Annotated in this window: 19 protein-coding genes; 12 read left to right on the top strand and 7 right to left on the bottom strand. The window is 35.0% G+C overall.

Features of this window, described 5'->3' with window-relative positions:
- Positions 1-37 precede the first annotated feature (37 nt).
- The 3 genes from EG339_RS00485 to EG339_RS00475 all read left to right on the top strand — a co-directional run bounded on the left by EG339_RS00485 (position 38) and on the right by EG339_RS00475 (position 2952).
- Complete coding sequence (locus EG339_RS00485) at positions 38-610, top strand: hypothetical protein (protein WP_123868383.1); 573 nt, start codon at positions 38-40, stop codon at positions 608-610.
- Between the two features lie 136 nt (positions 611-746).
- Entirely contained in the window at positions 747-2081 is a 1335-nt protein-coding gene (locus tag EG339_RS00480) for a trigger factor (RefSeq protein ID WP_123868382.1), read from the top strand.
- 184 nt (positions 2082-2265) lie between these two features.
- Positions 2266-2952, top strand: coding sequence for a hypothetical protein (locus EG339_RS00475; RefSeq protein ID WP_123868381.1), 687 nt, complete (start codon positions 2266-2268; stop codon positions 2950-2952).
- A 197-nt stretch (positions 2953-3149) separates the two neighbouring features.
- On the opposite strand, the gene EG339_RS00470 is transcribed toward EG339_RS00475, so the two are convergent.
- On the bottom strand, positions 3150-3734 hold the full coding sequence (locus EG339_RS00470; protein ID WP_123868380.1) for a DUF3109 family protein: 585 nt from the start codon (positions 3732-3734) through the stop codon (positions 3150-3152).
- A gap of 6 nt (positions 3735-3740) precedes the next feature.
- On the bottom strand, positions 3741-4646 hold the full coding sequence (locus EG339_RS00465; RefSeq protein WP_123868379.1) for a DUF6427 family protein: 906 nt from the start codon (positions 4644-4646) through the stop codon (positions 3741-3743).
- Positions 4647-4688: 42 nt separating this feature from the next.
- Here EG339_RS00465 and EG339_RS00460 point away from each other — a divergent pair, with 42 nt between their 5' ends.
- A complete protein-coding gene (locus EG339_RS00460; RefSeq protein ID WP_002976854.1) occupies positions 4689-4922 on the top strand; it encodes a DUF6341 family protein in 234 nt (77 codons plus the stop codon).
- Positions 4923-5004: 82 nt separating this feature from the next.
- On the opposite strand, the gene EG339_RS00455 is transcribed toward EG339_RS00460, so the two are convergent.
- The 5 genes from EG339_RS00455 to EG339_RS00435 all read right to left on the bottom strand — a co-directional run bounded on the left by EG339_RS00455 (position 5005) and on the right by EG339_RS00435 (position 8132).
- A complete protein-coding gene (locus EG339_RS00455; RefSeq protein WP_123868378.1) occupies positions 5005-5442 on the bottom strand; it encodes a universal stress protein in 438 nt (145 codons plus the stop codon).
- A 59-nt stretch (positions 5443-5501) separates the two neighbouring features.
- On the bottom strand, positions 5502-6107 hold the full coding sequence (locus EG339_RS00450; protein WP_123868377.1) for a fumarylacetoacetate hydrolase family protein: 606 nt from the start codon (positions 6105-6107) through the stop codon (positions 5502-5504).
- Positions 6108-6187: 80 nt separating this feature from the next.
- Positions 6188-6589, bottom strand: a complete 402-nt coding sequence (locus EG339_RS00445) for a putative signal transducing protein (protein ID WP_123868376.1) — start codon at positions 6587-6589, stop codon at positions 6188-6190.
- Between the two features lie 2 nt (positions 6590-6591).
- The gene (locus EG339_RS00440; protein WP_123868375.1) at positions 6592-7356 is read right to left on the bottom strand and encodes a 3'-5' exonuclease; all 765 of its coding nucleotides are present in this window, start codon (positions 7354-7356) and stop codon (positions 6592-6594) included.
- A gap of 62 nt (positions 7357-7418) precedes the next feature.
- Entirely contained in the window at positions 7419-8132 is a 714-nt protein-coding gene (locus EG339_RS00435; protein WP_123868374.1) for a CDP-alcohol phosphatidyltransferase family protein, read from the bottom strand.
- Between the two features lie 89 nt (positions 8133-8221).
- On the opposite strand from EG339_RS00435, the gene EG339_RS00430 reads away from it, so the two are divergent.
- The 8 genes from EG339_RS00430 to EG339_RS00395 all read left to right on the top strand — a co-directional run bounded on the left by EG339_RS00430 (position 8222) and on the right by EG339_RS00395 (position 17569).
- A complete protein-coding gene (locus EG339_RS00430) occupies positions 8222-10150 on the top strand; it encodes an LTA synthase family protein (RefSeq protein WP_123868373.1) in 1929 nt (642 codons plus the stop codon).
- A gap of 122 nt (positions 10151-10272) precedes the next feature.
- The gene (locus tag EG339_RS00425; protein ID WP_123868372.1) at positions 10273-10692 is read left to right on the top strand and encodes a DUF2147 domain-containing protein; all 420 of its coding nucleotides are present in this window, start codon (positions 10273-10275) and stop codon (positions 10690-10692) included.
- 101 nt (positions 10693-10793) lie between these two features.
- On the top strand, positions 10794-11291 hold the full coding sequence (locus tag EG339_RS00420) for an RNA polymerase sigma factor (RefSeq protein WP_123868371.1): 498 nt from the start codon (positions 10794-10796) through the stop codon (positions 11289-11291).
- A gap of 1 nt (position 11292) precedes the next feature.
- Entirely contained in the window at positions 11293-11904 is a 612-nt protein-coding gene (locus EG339_RS00415) for a hypothetical protein (protein ID WP_123868370.1), read from the top strand.
- A gap of 285 nt (positions 11905-12189) precedes the next feature.
- Positions 12190-13170: a pyruvate dehydrogenase complex E1 component subunit beta gene (locus EG339_RS00410; protein WP_123868369.1), complete on the top strand. Its 981-nt coding sequence runs from the start codon at positions 12190-12192 to the stop codon at positions 13168-13170.
- Positions 13171-13287: 117 nt separating this feature from the next.
- On the top strand, positions 13288-15282 hold the full coding sequence (locus EG339_RS00405; protein ID WP_123868368.1) for a KUP/HAK/KT family potassium transporter: 1995 nt from the start codon (positions 13288-13290) through the stop codon (positions 15280-15282).
- A 67-nt stretch (positions 15283-15349) separates the two neighbouring features.
- The gene (locus EG339_RS00400) at positions 15350-15823 is read left to right on the top strand and encodes a Fur family transcriptional regulator (RefSeq protein ID WP_027374694.1); all 474 of its coding nucleotides are present in this window, start codon (positions 15350-15352) and stop codon (positions 15821-15823) included.
- 3 nt (positions 15824-15826) lie between these two features.
- On the top strand, positions 15827-17569 hold the full coding sequence (locus tag EG339_RS00395) for an OstA-like protein (RefSeq protein WP_123868367.1): 1743 nt from the start codon (positions 15827-15829) through the stop codon (positions 17567-17569).
- Positions 17570-18164 lie beyond the last annotated feature (595 nt).

Genomic DNA, 18164 nt, shown 5'->3' with positions numbered 1-18164 from the left:
CTATTTAATCAAATTTTACAATTTTAAATTCTTGAAAATGAACAAACTATTCAATACTAAAAATATTATCAAATTATTGGCTGTTTTATTTATTACTGTTACTACGGTTATTTCCTGCCAGAGAAATGGCTCTGCGGAAGAAGATGATCTTCCTCAGGAAGAACTTACTAACATTGTTTTGCTGGTAACAGAAGAGGGAACTACAAATACAATTCCTTATGATTACAGTATTGGTGCCGGTGGAACACCCACTATTCCTCTTAAAGATGGGAAAAGCTACATTGTTGAAGCAAAATTCAGAAACGGTAATGAAGATGCTACTAAGGAAATTATTGATGCTAAAAATGAACACTTTTTGATTTTTGATTTTCCGAAGTCTGATATTACAGTAGAAAGACAAGATGGAGGAGATTTAAGAAACGATGGAAAAAGAGTAGGGCTAAGAACAAAATGGACGGTTACAAAAGCGATAAACGGTGATGCGCCATTCTTAAAATTAACCCTTATCCACTCTCCGGAAAGTGTAAATGACGCTAAATCAGGAACTGCCTGGGGAAGCGTAACAGGAGGGGAAACCGATGCAGAAGCTAGATATAACCTAAGTAATTAGGAATAATTAATCTTGTTTGAACCACCGAAACTCTCGGTGGTTTTTTATTTAACAATATTTGGCTGTATTAGTTGATTTTAAATGAGTGATTTTCATAAAAAATTCCTATTTTTGCAACCTAAAATTTTAATCAATAATGAAGGTTACCGCACAAAACCATGATGATGTAAGTGCATTACTTACAGTGACATTGGAAAAATCTGACTACAAAGAAAAAGTAGAGAAGCAATTGATTAATTATGCTAAAAATGCGCAAGTTCCTGGATTCAGAAAAGGGAAAGTGCCTTTGAGTATGGTTAAAAAACAATATGAAGCAGGAATTGCATTTGAAGAAATCAACAGACAGGTTTCTGATGCTTTGAACAATTATGTTAACGAAAACAAGTTAAGATTAGTTGGTCAGCCTATTCCTCAGCCAGTAAACGAATTCGATTACAATGCTGATCAGCTGGAAGTTGCTTTCGAAGTAGGATATGAGCCTGCATTTACTATAGATTTAGCTAAATATGAAGCGCCTCACTACAAAGTTGAAGCTTCTGAAAAAGAAATCAGCAAGAGCATTGAAAACATGCAGAAGCGTTTCGCTGAGCAGGTTCCTCAAGATAAAATCACTAAAGATTCTTACATCGCTTTAGAAGTTTCTCAGGTTGTGGAAGAAGATGCTGAAGGAGAGCACCACCACCACCCAAAAAACATTACCATTACAGCTGAAAATAAAGAAGCTTTCAAATTGGTAAAAGCTTTGAAAATGGATGGATCTGTAAAAGTAACTAAAGAAACTCTTGCAGGGGATGAAGAATTGGCTAAAGAATTAGGATTCAGCAAAGAAGAAGTAGAACACCTACACCACAATGAAATTGAAGTAAAAGTAAAAGACTTCTATTCATTAAACTTAGCTGAACTTAACCAGGATTTATTCGACAAAGTATACGGAGAAGGAAACATCAAGTCTGAAGAAGAGCTTAAAGAAAAAGTTAAAGCTGAATTAGATGAGTATTTCCAGCAAAATGCTGACGTTCACTTCGTGAATAAAGTATTGGAGCAGGTTACTGAAAAAGAAGAAGTAGCGCTTCCTGAAACTTTCTTGGTAAAATGGTTAATGTTCTCTAACCAGAACATCCAGTCTGAAGAGCAGGCTAAAGAAATCCTTGAAGCTGAGAAAAACCAATTGAGATACCAGATCATCGAAGGTAAATTGATGACTGATAACGAAATCAACCTTGACTATGCTGATGTATTGGCACAGGCTGAGCAATTGGTGAAAAATCAATTGGCAATCTACGGAATCCACCACTTAGGAGATGAGGAGATCCAGAAATATGCTGTTGAAATGTTGAAAGATCAGGAGCAGGTAAGACAAATCTCTTCTGAAGTAGCTATGGCTAAATTAAAAGATGTAATTCTTGAAAAAGCCAGCAAAAAAGAAACTAAAATTTCTCACGACGAATTTTTAGAAGAGCTTAAAAAATAATTATACCCAGATATAAATATTTCAAAACCGTCAATCCGTTGACGGTTTTTTTTATTTTCATCTTCTAATCCTTACTTCAAGCATTACTCATCATTTATCACATATTTCCTATCATTTATTCCTCATTACTTATAATTCATGTCCGGCAATATTCCTATATTTACCCTTTAAACTTATTATGTATATGAAAAAGATCATCATTCCATTTTTCTGTGCCGTACTTTTCTCTGTTCCGGCAGCAGCTCAGAAGAAAGATGCCGCTTCTGTAACAACGGAGGCTGTAAAATCAAAATTAACAGCTAAAGAAGTATTGGATAACTACTTCAAAGCATTAGGAGGAAAAGAAAAGCTGGAGGGTGTAAAAACTCTTTATATGGAGAACACCATGTCTGCTCAGGGAATGGAGATTAGCATGACCACCAAGAAAATGGGGAACAAATTTAAATCTGTACAGTCATTGATGGGGCAGCAGATGGTTCAGTTTTTTGATGGGGAAAAAGGATATTTTGATCAGATGGGAAACAAAACAGCAATTCCTGCAGACAAAGTTGCTGAGCTTAAAAAAGCAAGACCGGTGGATGCATTAGCCTTTGACGGAGCTACTTTTCAGGATGTTACTGTAGAAAAACTTGATGGAAAAGACTATAATGTATTGTCTTCAGATAAAGGAAAATTTTATTTTGATGTTACAACAGGGCTTTTATATAAAACAATTGCGGGAGAAGGAAATGTAACCATAAAAAGTTATATGACTGTAGACGGATTACAGTTTCCTGCTGATGTAGAAGCAGAAGGAGCTGGCCAGAAGGTAAACATTAAAACCACTAAAGTTACAGTAAATTCAGGAGTAACGGATGCGGATTTTAAATAAGTAAAATAAGGAAACCTGAGGTGAGAAGCTGGAAGTTATTGAAGACAATTATTCAATTTTAGTAGTATTGATCAGACTGACTATCAGACGCTAAAGGTTCAGTAGTACTTCAATTTTTCATCTCCAAGTTTTCATACTGATTACATAAAAAAGCCGGAATTATTAATTTCCGGCTTTTGTATGTAAAGAAAGGTTATTTAAGAACCATATTCTTTCTTCCACTCATCGGCAGCTCCGCTCAGAACATTATAAAATTCTTCACCATACTTTCTGATCAATGGTGTTTTCAGGAATTTATAAACAGGAACCTGAAGCTCTTTTCCAAGCGTACAGGCATCGCTGCATACATTCCATTCATGATAATTTAAAGCTGTAAATGAAGAGTATTCCGTAACACGGATAGGGTATAAGTGGCAGGAAATAGGTTTCTGCCAGTCTACAGCACCATCTTCATATGCTTTTTCAATACCACATTTCGTAATTCCTTTGTCATCAAAAGTTACATAAGCACATTCACGGTTTTCTACCATGGGAGTAACATACATTCCGTCGTGTGGATCGGTAGTCCAGGTACCTTGCTCTTCAAGTGCTTTAATGCCTTCGGGAGTAAGATAAGGTTTAATTTTGTCAAAAATACCGTCCAGTATTTCAAGCTCGTTTTTGTCCAGTGGAGCTCCAACATCACCTTCCACACAACATGCCCCCTTACATTTGGTAAGGTTGCACACAAATTCTTCGGAAAAGATTTCCTCAGAAATCAATTTATCGTCTATCTGAATCATAATTTTCTAAAATAAATCAAAATACGTACCTGCTTTAAAGGTAAGTAAACTTAAAATAATAAGCCATAAGCTGGCCTCCTGCATCCAATATTTGGGTAAGAATCTCATCATTCTGCTCAGAATAATACTTGAAGGAAATGCCAGAAGCAACAAATATTCATAGCTTTTATTCATATATAGAATGATGGTAATAAGCTGAGCCAGGGAAAAGACCAGCAGAAAAGTATATTTATATCTGCTTATCGGGCTTTTCTTATTATAGTTTTGAAAGTGGTCATATACGGCATAAATAAGCATCAGTACTACTGGGATTAAAGGAAACAGCTCTGTATAATCCGTTACTGGCTTCATCCTTCCAAATGGAAAATAATCAATATTCCATGAAGTGAACTGAACAAAGTACATCACAGAAAAGTAACTGAATGCAATCAGTATAATCCCCAGAAGGAACCTGAAAAGATTTAAGCCTATTTTGGCAGAAGTAGCAATTACGTGGATAATTACAAAAACAGCCATAGGCCAGGTGGTTGGTAGAAAGATAAAGTTTAAGGCAACAATGGCTCCCACCAGAACATAAGATTTCTTCCTTATATCCTCATCCGCACTGGTTAAGAGTAGGATCAGGAAGGAGTTCGTTAGCAGTGCAACCGCAATTCCTATGTCTAAATTACCGGGATACAGCCCAAAAATAAAGAACGTATATAAAAATAACGGAAGATGGGTCTGATAATTAAGGGCAACACTGTGGAAACAAAAATATCCCAAAGCAATTCCCAGAAACGTAATTCCGGCAATAATCGCTTCGTAAGTATTGAAATTCAGTATGTTAAATATTACGACTACTAAAAGAAGACAACCAATATAAACAGGAATTGAAAAAATATTGCTTTCTTTTGAAAGTAATTTAAACATTTTTTATAAATTTGTACAAAGTTAATTTAAAAAAGGAAAATAATGACGTCTTTCTTTCTATTCTTAAGCAAAGTTTTCAAATGGAGTTTCGGATTCTTTGATGCTTTTGGAAATGTTTTAAACTGGATTCTATTTATAGTTTGCTGTGTATTATTTACTTACTGGTGCTACGTGCTGGTTGTAACGCTAGGTGGCGATAAAGATAAAGACTATTATTCTCCAACGGAAGGTAAGCATCCTTACTACGATCCGAATATCTATAAAAAAGAAGGTTAATTAATTGGTTATATAGTAAAAAACCGATCAAATAATTTATTTGATCGGTTTTTTTATTACTAACGATTAAAATTTTCTTTACTTAGTCGTGAATAGGAAGTACCAAAACCGGGATATTCGAGCTTTTTGTAAGTCCTTTGGTAAGACTTCCTACAAACACATCATAAATTCCGCTTCTTCCATGTGATCCCATTACAATATAATCAGCATTCTTTGCTTTGGCATACTCAAGGATAATATCTTTTGCCAGCCCTTGTTTTAAAAGATGCTCACAATCGACATCATGGGCAATGATTCTTTGCTCAAGTTTATTAAGCTGAACCAATTCTTCCCTGATTTCATTGGCTTCCACTTCCGGAAAATATTGAAATCCCATATCACCAATCGCAAATCCGATATCTGATGGTGCAACATGGATCAGGTAAATTCTGCCATTAAGCTGTTTTGCAAATTTTATGGCACCGTCCACCAATTGGTCTGTCTTATCCCCAAAATCTACGGGTAATACAATATTTATCATAGACTTTCATTTTGTTACCTAAAGATAAGAAAAATTTACCAGACTTTTATGTTAAATACTTATAATATTCGGATATCAAGTAGTTTTTCTTCCCCAAGGTAGGCTTCCAGAATATCATTTTCCTCTACTTTTCCAACTCCTTTTGGAGTACCTGTATAGATAAGGTCTCCTACTCTTAACGTGAAATATTGAGATGCAAAGGCAATAATATCATCAAAATGGAAAAGCATATCTTTAGTATTTCCGTCCTGAACCTTTTCTCTGTTTTTCAGGAGAGAAAAAGACAGATTGTTAAGATCAAAGTTCTCCTTTTTAAAGAAATTCCCTACCACAGCAGAACCGTCAAACCCTTTAGCCAGTTCCCATGGCAATCCTTTTGACTTTAATTCACTCTGAAGGTCTCTGGCCGTAAAATCAATCCCTAAGCTCAGCTCATCATAATGTTTGTGAGCGGTTTCTTTCTGAATATATTTTCCCCCTTTAGATACTTTCAGCACCACTTCCAGCTCGTAATGAATATCATTGGAGAATTCCGGGATATAAAAATCATTTCCCTTTAAAACCGCCGTATCCGGCTTCATGAAAATAACAGGGTTCTCCGGAACTTCGTTTCCTAATTCTTTAGCGTGTTCGCTGTAATTTCTTCCTATGCAGATGATCTTCATAATTCTTTATTTATTTTCAAACTGTGTCATTGTAGGGAACGAGACAGTCTTCTGATTAATGTACATATTTTATGTGGTACTTACTCGTGCGTGAATTCATTTCCGCAGTAATAGCATACAAACTTATGGCTCGTGAGAAATGAAATGCCAAAAAAACTGGTAGCCCTGTCATCTCTGTAGATATGATTGGAACCACATTTTGGGCAGACAAAATCAAATTCCGGGTCTTCAATAGTGTGTTCTACTTCTAATGAATACTGTTCGTTATCTTTATAATCCTGCAGGATCTGTTCAGCCTTTTCCATATCTTCTTGAAACACCTGAAGCTGAATACCGCCTACCGCCTGAGATAGCAGCCAATCCGACTGAATAAGCTGTTCATTCGCAATGAAACTGTTGATCCCGTTTTCTTCCAGAATCTGTTTGTCTCTGTTAGCTTCCAGGGCTGTTTCATAAAATTTAAAGCGAATCAGATCAGACATAATTAAAATTTGCTAGACAGTTGAATTTTGGTGAATACTTTCTTGGTATACAGAGGAAAGTCAGCATTCTGAAGCCATCCGAAGTACCCAAGATCCTTCTGGAACACAGCTTTTACACCTTGCCCTTTATATTTTCCGAAGTTGAATACTTCTTCCTGCTTATCATTATACCCGATAAATCCGGCAAGATCCGCATTTTTATTGTGGAAAGTGAATTCGCTTAACGGTGCAATTTCATTCGGAATATCATCATATTTCCCCACCTGCGCGTCCAGAACTTCAAAAGTAGCCATTACATCAGCTTCTGCAGAATGGGCATTTTCCAATGTTTTTCCACAGTAAAACTGATAGGCTGCTCCTAAATTTCTAGGCTCTTTTTTGTGGAAGATGGTCTGTGCATCAACCAATCTGAACTTGCTAAGATCAAAATCCATTCCCACTCTTAACAATTCTTCAGCTAAAAGAGGAACGTCAAATCTGTTTGAGTTAAAGCCTCCAAGATCAGCACCGGTAATCATTTCCATAACTTTAGATGCAATTTCTCTGAAGGTAGGTGCATCTTTTACATCCTCATCGTATATCCCATGAATTTCACTGCACTCTTTTGGAATGGGCATTTCCGGGTTAATACGCCAGGTTTTGCTTTCTCTGGAAGCATCAGGATTTACTTTTAGGATACAGATTTCAACAATTCTGTCTTTTCCGATGTTGGTTCCTGTAGTTTCCAGGTCAAAAATACAAAGTGGTTTATGGAGTTTTAAGTTCATGTTAATCAATAATATTTGGAAATATGTTTATTGGGAATCAAAAGTGTTCTGTCTTCTGATTTCTATTTTAATTGTCTTTGGAAAATAAAAGATACCAGCATATAATAGATGACAAGTAAAGGAATTCCTACAATCCTGAAGATAGCAAGAATGGCAATTCCACCAATCAACAGTACAATCTTTGGATAGTTGTCTTTTAATGCTTTGGATTTAAACTTCATGGCCATCATTTTGATGGGGCTGATAAGCAGCCATGAAGTAAGGAATGCAAGGCTGATAAGCAGCAGTGCATTTTCAAACAGGAAACTGAAATTTCCGGTCTCCTTAAAAGCATAATATAATCCAAAAAGAAGGACTGTATTGGTTGGAGTGTTTAATCCTTTAAAATAATATCTCTGCTCCTCATCAAGATTAAAGATCGCAAGTCTTAAACAAGAGAAGACAGTTACTATTAATCCTATATATTTAATTTCGAATGGAAAATGAAGCCCAAGAAGCTCTGTTCCGAATGGTTCTAAAGCTTTATAGATAGTAATTCCGGGGATCACTCCAAAACTTACCATATCTGCAAGGGAATCAAGCTGAAGTCCCAGATTGGAGTTTGATTTTAGGGCTCTGGCTACAAATCCGTCAAAAAAATCGAAAATAGAGGAGAGGATAAGGCATATTGCCGTAGTTTGATAGTCTCCTAAAATAAGATGTATTGCACCCACACAGCCTGCAAACAGATTGGCCAGGGTCAAGGCATTAGCCAGATTATTCTTTATAAAATCCATAAGTACAAAATTACTGTTTTTAAAAATTCTAACTCAAAATTATATGCACTAAAAAACGCAATAAAGTGATTTTGATGTAAATTTGCCCCATGAAATTTTTAAAAGGATTTAGAAAACAGGAAGTTCTGGCACTGCTTTACAGAATTTTTTTAGCCTATGTTTTTTATCAGATCGCAAGACTTTTATTTTGGAGCTTTAATAAAGACCTCATTAAGGTAGACTCTGTTTCAGAGTATCTTAAACTGGCTTATCATGGTACAGCCTTCGATACCACGGCAATTCTGTATGTGAATGCACTATTTATACTGTTAAGCCTTTTACCATTAGTCATCAATACAAAGAAAGGATTTCAGAAAGTGCTTTTCTGGATTTATTTTCTGACGAACGGAGTGGCATATGGTATGAATTTCGGGGATTTTATTTACTATAAGTTTTCCCAGTCAAGGCTTACTTCAGCTGTATTTCAGGTGGCAGAGCATGAAACAAATGTTTCTCGGACGCTGATGATTTCTGTCGGCGAGCATCCTTTTGTATTGATCTGGTTTATTGTTTTAATGGGATTATGGATTTTCCTTTATAAAAAAGTAAAGGTTGATGAAGCAAAGCCGGTTCAGTTACTGCCTTATTTTTTATCTTCCATTGTTACTTTGTGTATTGCCGCCGTTTTGGTGGTAGGTGGAATCAGGGGAGATTTCAAGCATAGTACAAGACCTATCAATATGGTAGATGCCACTCGTTTTGTAACCAATCCATTACAGGGAAATCTGGTACTCAACAGTACTTTCTCATTTTTCAGAACTTTAAATACCAATAACTTCAAGGAAGTTCATTTTGTAGATGAAAAATTTATTGAAGAAAATGTACAGCCTTATAAAGTTTATGACAGGAAGGTGGAAAACCGGCCCAATATTGTTATTTTCATTGTAGAATCTTTTGGTAGGGAATATTCCGGAGCTTTTAATAAGGATAAGAATATTAAAGATTATGTTTCCTATACTCCGTTTATGGACAGCCTGGCAACACAGAGTCTTATTTTTCCTAATACCTTTGCAAACGGAAGGCAGTCTATTCACGGGATGAGCAGCGTTTTGGCCGGAATTCCCAGCCTTACGGATGCTTTTACAGGTTCTCCTTATTCTAATCAGAAAATTCAGTCTATCGTTTCGGTCTGTAATGATCTGGGCTATGATACCTCTTTTTATCATGGGGCTCCAAATGGTTCTATGGGATTTCTTGGATTTGGAAATATTTTAGGATTTAAACATTATTTTGGGAAAACAGAATACAATCATGATGAGGATTTTGACGGTATGTGGGCAATATGGGATGAACCGTTTCTTCAGTATTTTGCTAAAAATGTAGGGAAAAAACAGCCTTTTATGACTACTGTGTTTACAGCCTCTTCTCACCATCCATTTAAAATTCCTGAAAAATATCAGGGGAAATTCAAAAAAGGGAAAATAGAAATACATGAGCCGATACAGTATACGGATTATGCAATCAAAAAATATTTTGAAACTGCTAAAAAACAACCCTGGTTTCATAATACGATTTTTGTTTTCACAGGAGATCATACCAATCAGATCTATTATCCGGAGTATGAAAAAGCAATGAACCGTTTTGCAGTTCCTTTAGTTTTATATTCTCCGAATCCGGAATATCACCTTAAAGGAGAAAACCCGGAGATAGCGCAGCAAATAGATATCTATCCAACACTTGCCGATTTAATTGGGTATAATAAGCCTATCAGAAGCTGGGGAAGAAGCCTGGTGAGCGAAAAGAAATACCCTGGCATCATGGTAAATTCTGACGGGAATAATGAACAGTTTATAATTGGAAATTATATTTATCGTTTTGATGGCAAGGATATTGTGGGAATATACCAGAAAACAGATCTTGCCCTTGAAAAAAATCTGCTTGGACAGTTAAAAAATCCTGAAGCAGAACATGGAAAACAGATCGCAAAAGCATGGTATCAGGATTATATGGATAGGGTGATCAACAGAAAATTAAATTAGACCAATGCATTATTATCCTTTTATGCTTTGTATAATAAAAGTTTTTGTTTGTTAAAAAATTAATTTATACTTTTATCAATACATAGAAAGTATATTGTATTAAAATTAAAACTATAAGAAATATGAAAAAAATAATGTTAACATTCGCACTTTCTTTATTTGGTGTGATGACGTTTGCCCAGATAGAAGGAAAGTGGAAAACTATAGATGATGAAACCAAACAGGCTAAATCTATTGTGGAGATTTTCAAGAAGTCTGACGGAAAGTATTACGGAAAGATTTCTCAGTTATTAACAAAGCCGGCAGATCCTAACTGTACAACCTGTAAAGATGACAGAAAAGGAAAACCGCTTCTAGGGCTGGAAATCATCAGAGGATTGAAAAAAGACAGTGATGAATTTACCGGAGGTAATATTACAGATCCTAAAACAGGAAAAACTTATAAATGTACCATTACAAGAAACGGAGACAAGCTTAACGTAAGAGGGTATTTGGGATTATCTTTATTAGGTAGAACCCAGGTTTGGGAGAAAGTTAATTAATATAAGCTTAAATAAAATTTTAAAATGACATTTCAGAAATGAAATGTCATTTTTTTTTGAAAAATTGTGTAACGAAAATAAAATCACTCCACTTATAGAATATGAGCACCGGACAGGAGAAAACATTTATAGAATTTTTTAAGCCCAATCAGAAACTTATCCATAAGATCTGCAGGATATATACAAATAATGCTGAAGATCATGAAGACCTTTTTCAGGAAATCACGATTCAGTTATGGAAGTCCTTTTCCGGTTTTAAAGGAGAGGCCAGGTTTTCTACCTGGATGTATCGTGTAGCGCTTAATACAGCTATTACATTATTCAGGAAACCTCAGAAAAATAATGCCCAAGCGGTTGATATTGATATTTCATCTCTCAAAATGGAATATGAATCTTACGAAGACGATGGGGATAAGCTGCAAACAATGTATAAGGCAATCTACACCTTATCTGATGTGGAAAAAGCCTTAATCATGATGTATCTGGAAGATAAACCTTACAAGGAGATTGGGGAAATCCTGGGAATTACAGAAGGCAACGCAAGGGTAAAAATGAACAGGGCAAAAAATAATTTAAAAAACATAATAAACACAAAATAAAATGGACGAACTGGAATTGCTGAAAAAGGACTGGAATAAGGAATCAGACGATTTTAAAGAATATTCCGATCATGATATTTATAATATGATAAAGCATAAATCTGTTTCCGTAACTAAGACATTATTATTTATAGGATTAGGTGAAATGGTTTTATGGGCTTTGTACGGATATCTTAACAGGGAATTTCCTTATATAAGAATGGCTATGTTCTTTATTTTTACAGCTGCAATCATCTTTTTGTTTCGTAAAATGAAAACCGGGCAGGACAGTGTCAGATTAATGAAAAGTATTTTAAATATGCGAACCCTTATTTTGGCGTATGCAGGCATTTCATTGATATTGGCACTTACCGATAATATTATTCAGTTTGACCATAATACAAGAGATTTTATGGCAGGGTTAAAGGATGGTTATAATAGTAATTATAATACAAAAGCTTTACCCGCCAATCCTGATACAATGGTGCCTGGGGTTGTAAATTATGTGATTTTCGGGATTTGTGTGCTGATTGCACTTTACATCCTTTATGTGATCTATAAAAAAACTTACGGGAAAATTTTACAGGACCTTAGGAAAAATTATAAAGAATTGAGTCTTCAGGAGGAAAAGTAATGTAAGAAAAGTTGTGAAAGAAGAGTTGAATGTTAATATATATTATTTTTGAAAATCAAGTCAGGGTTTTATAATAAAACAGGTAATAAAAGCCAATAAAAATACATTTTCAGTATTTTTTTAACCTTAATACCTTCCCTCTTCCGGCTTTCAGCTCCCTTTTCCTGCAAAACATCCTTTTTGAATTATTATTAATATTGAGGCATCTCATTCAAATGAAACGCGTTTTTATTATGTGTATAATAAAAAAACACTATTTTTGTAGTCTAAATTTTTCAAGAAAATATGGCAGAATATACTTTTCGTGAGGTAATTGCGCAGGCAATGAGCGAGGAAATGCGTAAAGACGAATCCATTTACCTGATGGGGGAGGAAGTTGCAGAATATAATGGTGCATATAAAGCTTCAAAAGGAATGCTGGATGAATTTGGTCCAAAAAGAGTGATCGATACCCCGATTGCAGAACTTGGATTTACAGGGATTTCTGTAGGAGCTGCAATGAATGGGAACAGACCTATCGTAGAATTTATGACATTCAATTTCTCTTTGGTAGGAATTGACCAGATTATTAATAATGCGGCTAAGATCCGTCAGATGAGTGGTGGACAGTGGAACTGCCCAATTGTTTTCCGTGGGCCTACAGCTTCTGCAGGACAATTAGGAGCTACACACTCTCAGGCTTTTGAAAATTGGTTTGCTAACTGCCCTGGACTTAAAGTGGTAGTACCTTCAAACCCTTATGATGCAAAAGGATTATTGAAAACAGCTATTCAGGATAACGATCCGGTTATTTTCATGGAATCTGAGCAAATGTACGGTGATAAAATGGAAATTCCTGAAGAAGAGTACTATTTACCTATCGGAAAAGCAGATATCAAAAAAGAAGGTAAAGATGTTACTTTAGTTTCTTTCGGTAAGATCATGAAGCTGGCGATGCAGGCAGCTGAAGACATGGAAAAAGAAGGAATTTCAGTTGAAGTTATTGACCTTAGAACTGTTCGTCCTTTAGATTTTGATACAATTTTAACATCAGTTAAAAAAACAAACAGACTGGTAATCTTAGAAGAGGCTTGGCCATTTGGATCGGTATCTTCTGAAATTACTTATATGGTACAGCAGAAAGCATTCGATTATTTAGATGCTCCAATCAAGAGAATTACTACTCCTGATGCACCAGCACCATATTCAGCAGCATTATTTGCAGAATGGTTCCCTAAGCTTGAAAAAGTAAAAGAGGAAATTAAAAAAGCAATGTACGTTAAGTAATCATAATAGAGAAAAACTTCCGAAAGGAAGTTTTTTCATTTATTATATTCATGAAGAAAAATTCTTGACGTCATAAAATTAGTATAAATTTGCGCCTTTAAAATAAATTAAGCTGATATGGCAGAAGTTACAGAAGATGGCTACCACTTTGACATAAAGAAACTTTCTTTTATAGGAGTTTTAGTGTCTCTAGGAATTGTTTTTGGAGATATTGGTACCTCTCCGCTTTACGTAATGAAAGCAATTGTGAATGCACGGTCCCAAGGGAGCAATATGCCTTTTAATGAATACATAGAAGGAGCTCTTTCCTGTATTATTTGGACCCTCACCCTGCAGACTACAATAAAATATGTGATCATTGCTTTGAGAGCAGATAACAAAGGGGAAGGAGGAATTCTTGCCTTATTTTCACTGGTAAGAAACCTTAAGAAAGGTTGGCTGTATCTCATTGCAATTATTGGTGCTGCTGCCCTTATTGCAGACGGTGTAATTACACCATCACTTACCGTAATGTCAGCTATTGAAGGTCTTGAGATTTATAATCCACATACCCCTGTTGTTCCTATAACTATCGGAATTCTGATTGCCATTTTTGTGGTACAGCAATTCGGAACCAGCTTTATCGGGAAGTTTTTTGGCCCGGTGATGGTGGTTTGGTTTTTAGTATTGGGAGGTCTGGGAGTGATGCATTTGAGTGAAAATTTTGAGATCTTAAGATCTTTCAACCCTTATTATGCTTATAAACTTATTGCTAATTCTCCGAGTGCGATTGTTATTTTAGGAGCTGTTTTCCTTTGTACTACCGGGGCAGAAGCACTGTATTCTGATTTAGGACACTGCGGGGCTAAAAACATCAGAGTGAGCTGGGCATTCGTTAAGATTATGCTTATTCTAAACTATCTTGGGCAGGGAGCATGGCTTTTAAGCAATTATAATAAACCCGGATTCTCCGTAGTAAACCCATTCTTTGGTATCATGCAGGAATGGATGATTATTCCAGGGGTAATTCTGGCAACAGCTGCAGCCATTATTGCCAGCCAGGCATTAATTACAGGTTCTTTCACCATATTCTCAGAAGCAATGTCTCTTAACCTTTGGCCAAATCAGAAAATTGATTATCCTTCCGGTGTAAAAGGGCAGATGTATATTCCAAGAATCAACTGGGGACTTCTTATCCTATGCATCATTGTTGTGTTGCACTTCAAAGAATCAGGGAAAATGGAAGCGGCTTACGGGCTTTCCATTACAGTGACGATGTTAATGACAACCGTTCTATTAGTATTCTGGTTACTGAAACACAGGGTAAGTAAAATATTAATATTGTTTTTTGCATTAGTTTACATGGCCATTGAATTAGGTTTCTTCAGCGCCAATATCATCAAATTCATGGAAGGTGGATGGATCACAGTTGTATTGGCTGGTTCTATTGGAGTTTCTATGTATGCATGGTATAATGGAAGATTAATCAAGACAAGATTTATCCAGTTTGTCAAAATAGAAAAATACGTATCCATTCTTAAAGACATGAAACTGGATGAGTCCATTCCAAAATATGCAACCAACTTGGCTTATCTGAGCCGTGCTAAAAGAAATGATGAAGTAGAATCCAAAATTATTTATTCTATCATCAAAAAGCAGCCCAAAAGAGCAGATCATTATTTCATCCTGAGTATAGTAAATCAGGAAGATCCATATACTTTTAAATATACTGTGGATGAAATTCTTCCTGGAACAGTATATAAAATTAACTTCCTGTTAGGATTTAAAGTAGACCGAAGAATCAACGATTATTTCAATATGGTCCTTAAAGATTTAATGGCAGACGGAACCATTCCTTCAAGAAGCAGCCACCCGTCTTTAAGAGCACATGATATACCACCGGATCTGAAATATGTAATTATAGATAATACTTATATCAATGATATACTTTTAACTGTTAAGCAGAAGATTACCCTTAACATTTACAACTTTGTGAAGTATATCGGAAGTGATGACTTTAAGGCCTGGGGAGTGTCTTCGCACAACGTAGAAGTAGAGTCTGCTCCTATTACAGAACTTACTGTTTATGATAATAAAATTGAACAGTCCGGATACTTCCGTCATAACTCTTAAGGTTCAAAGTATTCAACCATAATATCTATTTAAATAAAATTCAATAAATTTGTAGATAATTTTTTTAATGGATACAGTACAAAAAGAAAAAAATATAGCTTTAATCAAGGATGTTTTAAGAAACTACTTACTAGAAAAAGGGTTTAGAAACACTCCTGAAAGATATACGATATTAGAAGAAATTTATAATATGGATCATCACTTCAATGTTGATGATCTGTATCTTCTGATGATGCAGAAGAAATATCATGTCTCTAAAGCAACTATTTATAACACAATTGAAATTTTCCTTGATGCGGGTTTAATCCGTAAGCATCAGTTCGGGGAAAAGACGTTGACTTCTTCATCTTATGAAAAGTCTTATTTTGACAAACAGCATGACCACCTGGTGATCTACAAAAAAGACTCTGATAAAGAAATTGAAGAAATTATTGAATTCTGTGACCCAAGAATTCAAGGAATCAAAGAAGCCATTGAAGAAGCATTTGGCGTAAAAATTGATTCTCATTCGCTATATTTCTATGGCACTAAGAATGACTAATTAATGAGAATAATCCTTTTTCTGTTTATCTTTATTTCTACGCTTGGTTTTGCGCAGGATAAAACTCCTGTGAAGAGAGATCCTTATTTACAGACTTCTTCACCTGCAAAACCGCAGCCACTGAAACCTGAAGATAAAATAAAACTTATCAACGCAGATAAAATTATTAAAGATCCCACAAAATATAATGGTAACCAGTATTTTGTAGGAAATGTTCAGATAGAGCAGAAGGGATCTATACTTACGGCAGATGAAGTTGTTCTTTATAGTGAAGAAAACTTTGCCAAAGCCATTGGAAATACAAAACTTCAAAATGCCGATGGATCTGTTATTACAGCAGGAGAAATGGAATATGATGGAAATATCCAAAAAGGTGTTGCCAGAAAGAATGTTGTTCTTACGGATCCTAAACAGACCATTAAAACAGATGTTCTGTATTATGATAAACTGTCGAGTCAGGCCTATTTTAATACAGGAGGAACTATTTCCGACAGTCAGGGAAATGTAATGTATACCAAGTCTGCTACCTATTTTCTGGATACTAAAATGATTGACTTTGTTGGGAATGTTAAAATAGATAATGCCCAATACATTATAGAAGGAGTTAATATCAAACAAAATCAGAATACCAAAGTAGCTGAGTTTTTCGGGCCTACCACTATTACCAACAGAGCTAACCCTAAAAACAGGGTTTATACAGAAAGAGGAACCTACAGAATGGAAACCAAAGAAGCCTTTCTGAATAAGAATTCCAAGATCTTTTATAATGATAAAATCCTTACAGGTGATGATATGTATTTTAATCAGATTACAGGTTTTGGAAAAGCAACCGGTAACGTAAAGCTGGATGACCCCAAAGAAAGAAGATATGTAAAAGGAGGATATGGTGAAATCTTTGAGAAGAAAGACTCTTCAATGATAACCAAAAATCCCTATGCTGTTAAAATTATGGAAAAAGATACCGCATATTTTGCAGCAGAGAAAATCATTACTTACCAAAGACCGGATTCTCTTGATATCAGGATAAAGAAAAGCTTTTTAAGAGCCTATAGAAAAGCAAGAATATACAAATCCAATGCACAGGGAAGAGCAGACTCCATTGCTTTTAATGAAACAGATGGTGTTATGCACATGTATACAAAACCTATTTTATGGAGTGGCGAAAAACAGGTGACAGGAGATAAAGTTGAAGCCTATTTTAATACCCAGAATGAGAATATAGACTCTTTAAAAGTGATCGGAAATGCTTTCGCTATCAGTAAAGTAGATTCTTTAAACCTGAAAGATGAATTCAATCAGGTGAAAGGTAAATTTATGACGGTTTACTATCAGGGGAATGATATAAAAGAGGCCAGAGTAGTTGGAAATGCGCAGTCTATTGCTTATGTGGATGATGTAAATAAAGAGACCAAAAAACCGGAACGAATAGGAATTACACTTTCTGCCTGTGGTATCATTGGCGCTTTATTTGAAGAAAGAGCTTTGCAGATCATTTCCTGTAGTATTGGCGCTACCTCTGATACTTATCCGATGAGTAAAATTGAACCATCAAAAAGAAAGTTTCCTGATTTCAACTGGAATACCAAAGACCGGATCAGGAAATGGCAGGATATATTGGTAGATAGTCCTAATTATGAAGAAATTAAATATACTTCAGACAATGAACTTTACGATAAAGCCCAGGAAGCTATAGAAAAAGAACAGGCTAAAGAAGAGGCTAAAAAACCAAAAAGAGTAAGAAAATAATCATACAATGAACCGCTTTATTATAAAGCGGTTTTTTTATTTGCAATGATGAGTTACCATTTTTTTATTAGAATCTATTTTTTTAATTTGAACAGCTAGGTTTTTGGTTAAACAGACCCTCAGTTTCTATATAATTGTTAACATTTATAGAGAATAGGCAGATTTATATGTTTACATCACTAAATGATGATAAAATATGGATTAACTCATTTTTACACTCTAAATTGATTAGTTGTAAAAATGAGTTGAATAAATACATTTTTGTTGTAAGTAAATCTATCTTGTTTTAATATATAACATTGATTATCAAATCTTTTTGCGTTTTTATTGTTGGGATTAATTAACTTTTTAATCTTGTTGGAAATCAGAAATAAAACCTTGTTTTTGAGAGCGTAAGGCTTAAAAGTTATTCCTTATATCATTAATTGGTGAAATATTACTGCGTCAAATCACTAAAAAATGTCTGAAATTGTTCAAATCCAGGAACAGGATTTGAACAATTTTAAAATATTTTTTATTCTGCTATAAGCATAGAGTTTTCCTTCCAGTAGGGCTTTTTTACTGATTTTCTTTATTCCAATATTTTGGAATTATT

The sequence above is a fragment of the Chryseobacterium bernardetii genome (assembly GCF_003815975.1).
GTDB classification, from domain to species: Bacteria; Bacteroidota; Bacteroidia; order Flavobacteriales; family Weeksellaceae; genus Chryseobacterium; species Chryseobacterium bernardetii.
The sequence above is the reverse complement of the archived record's forward strand: the minus strand, read 5'-3'. Positions and strand labels throughout refer to the sequence as shown.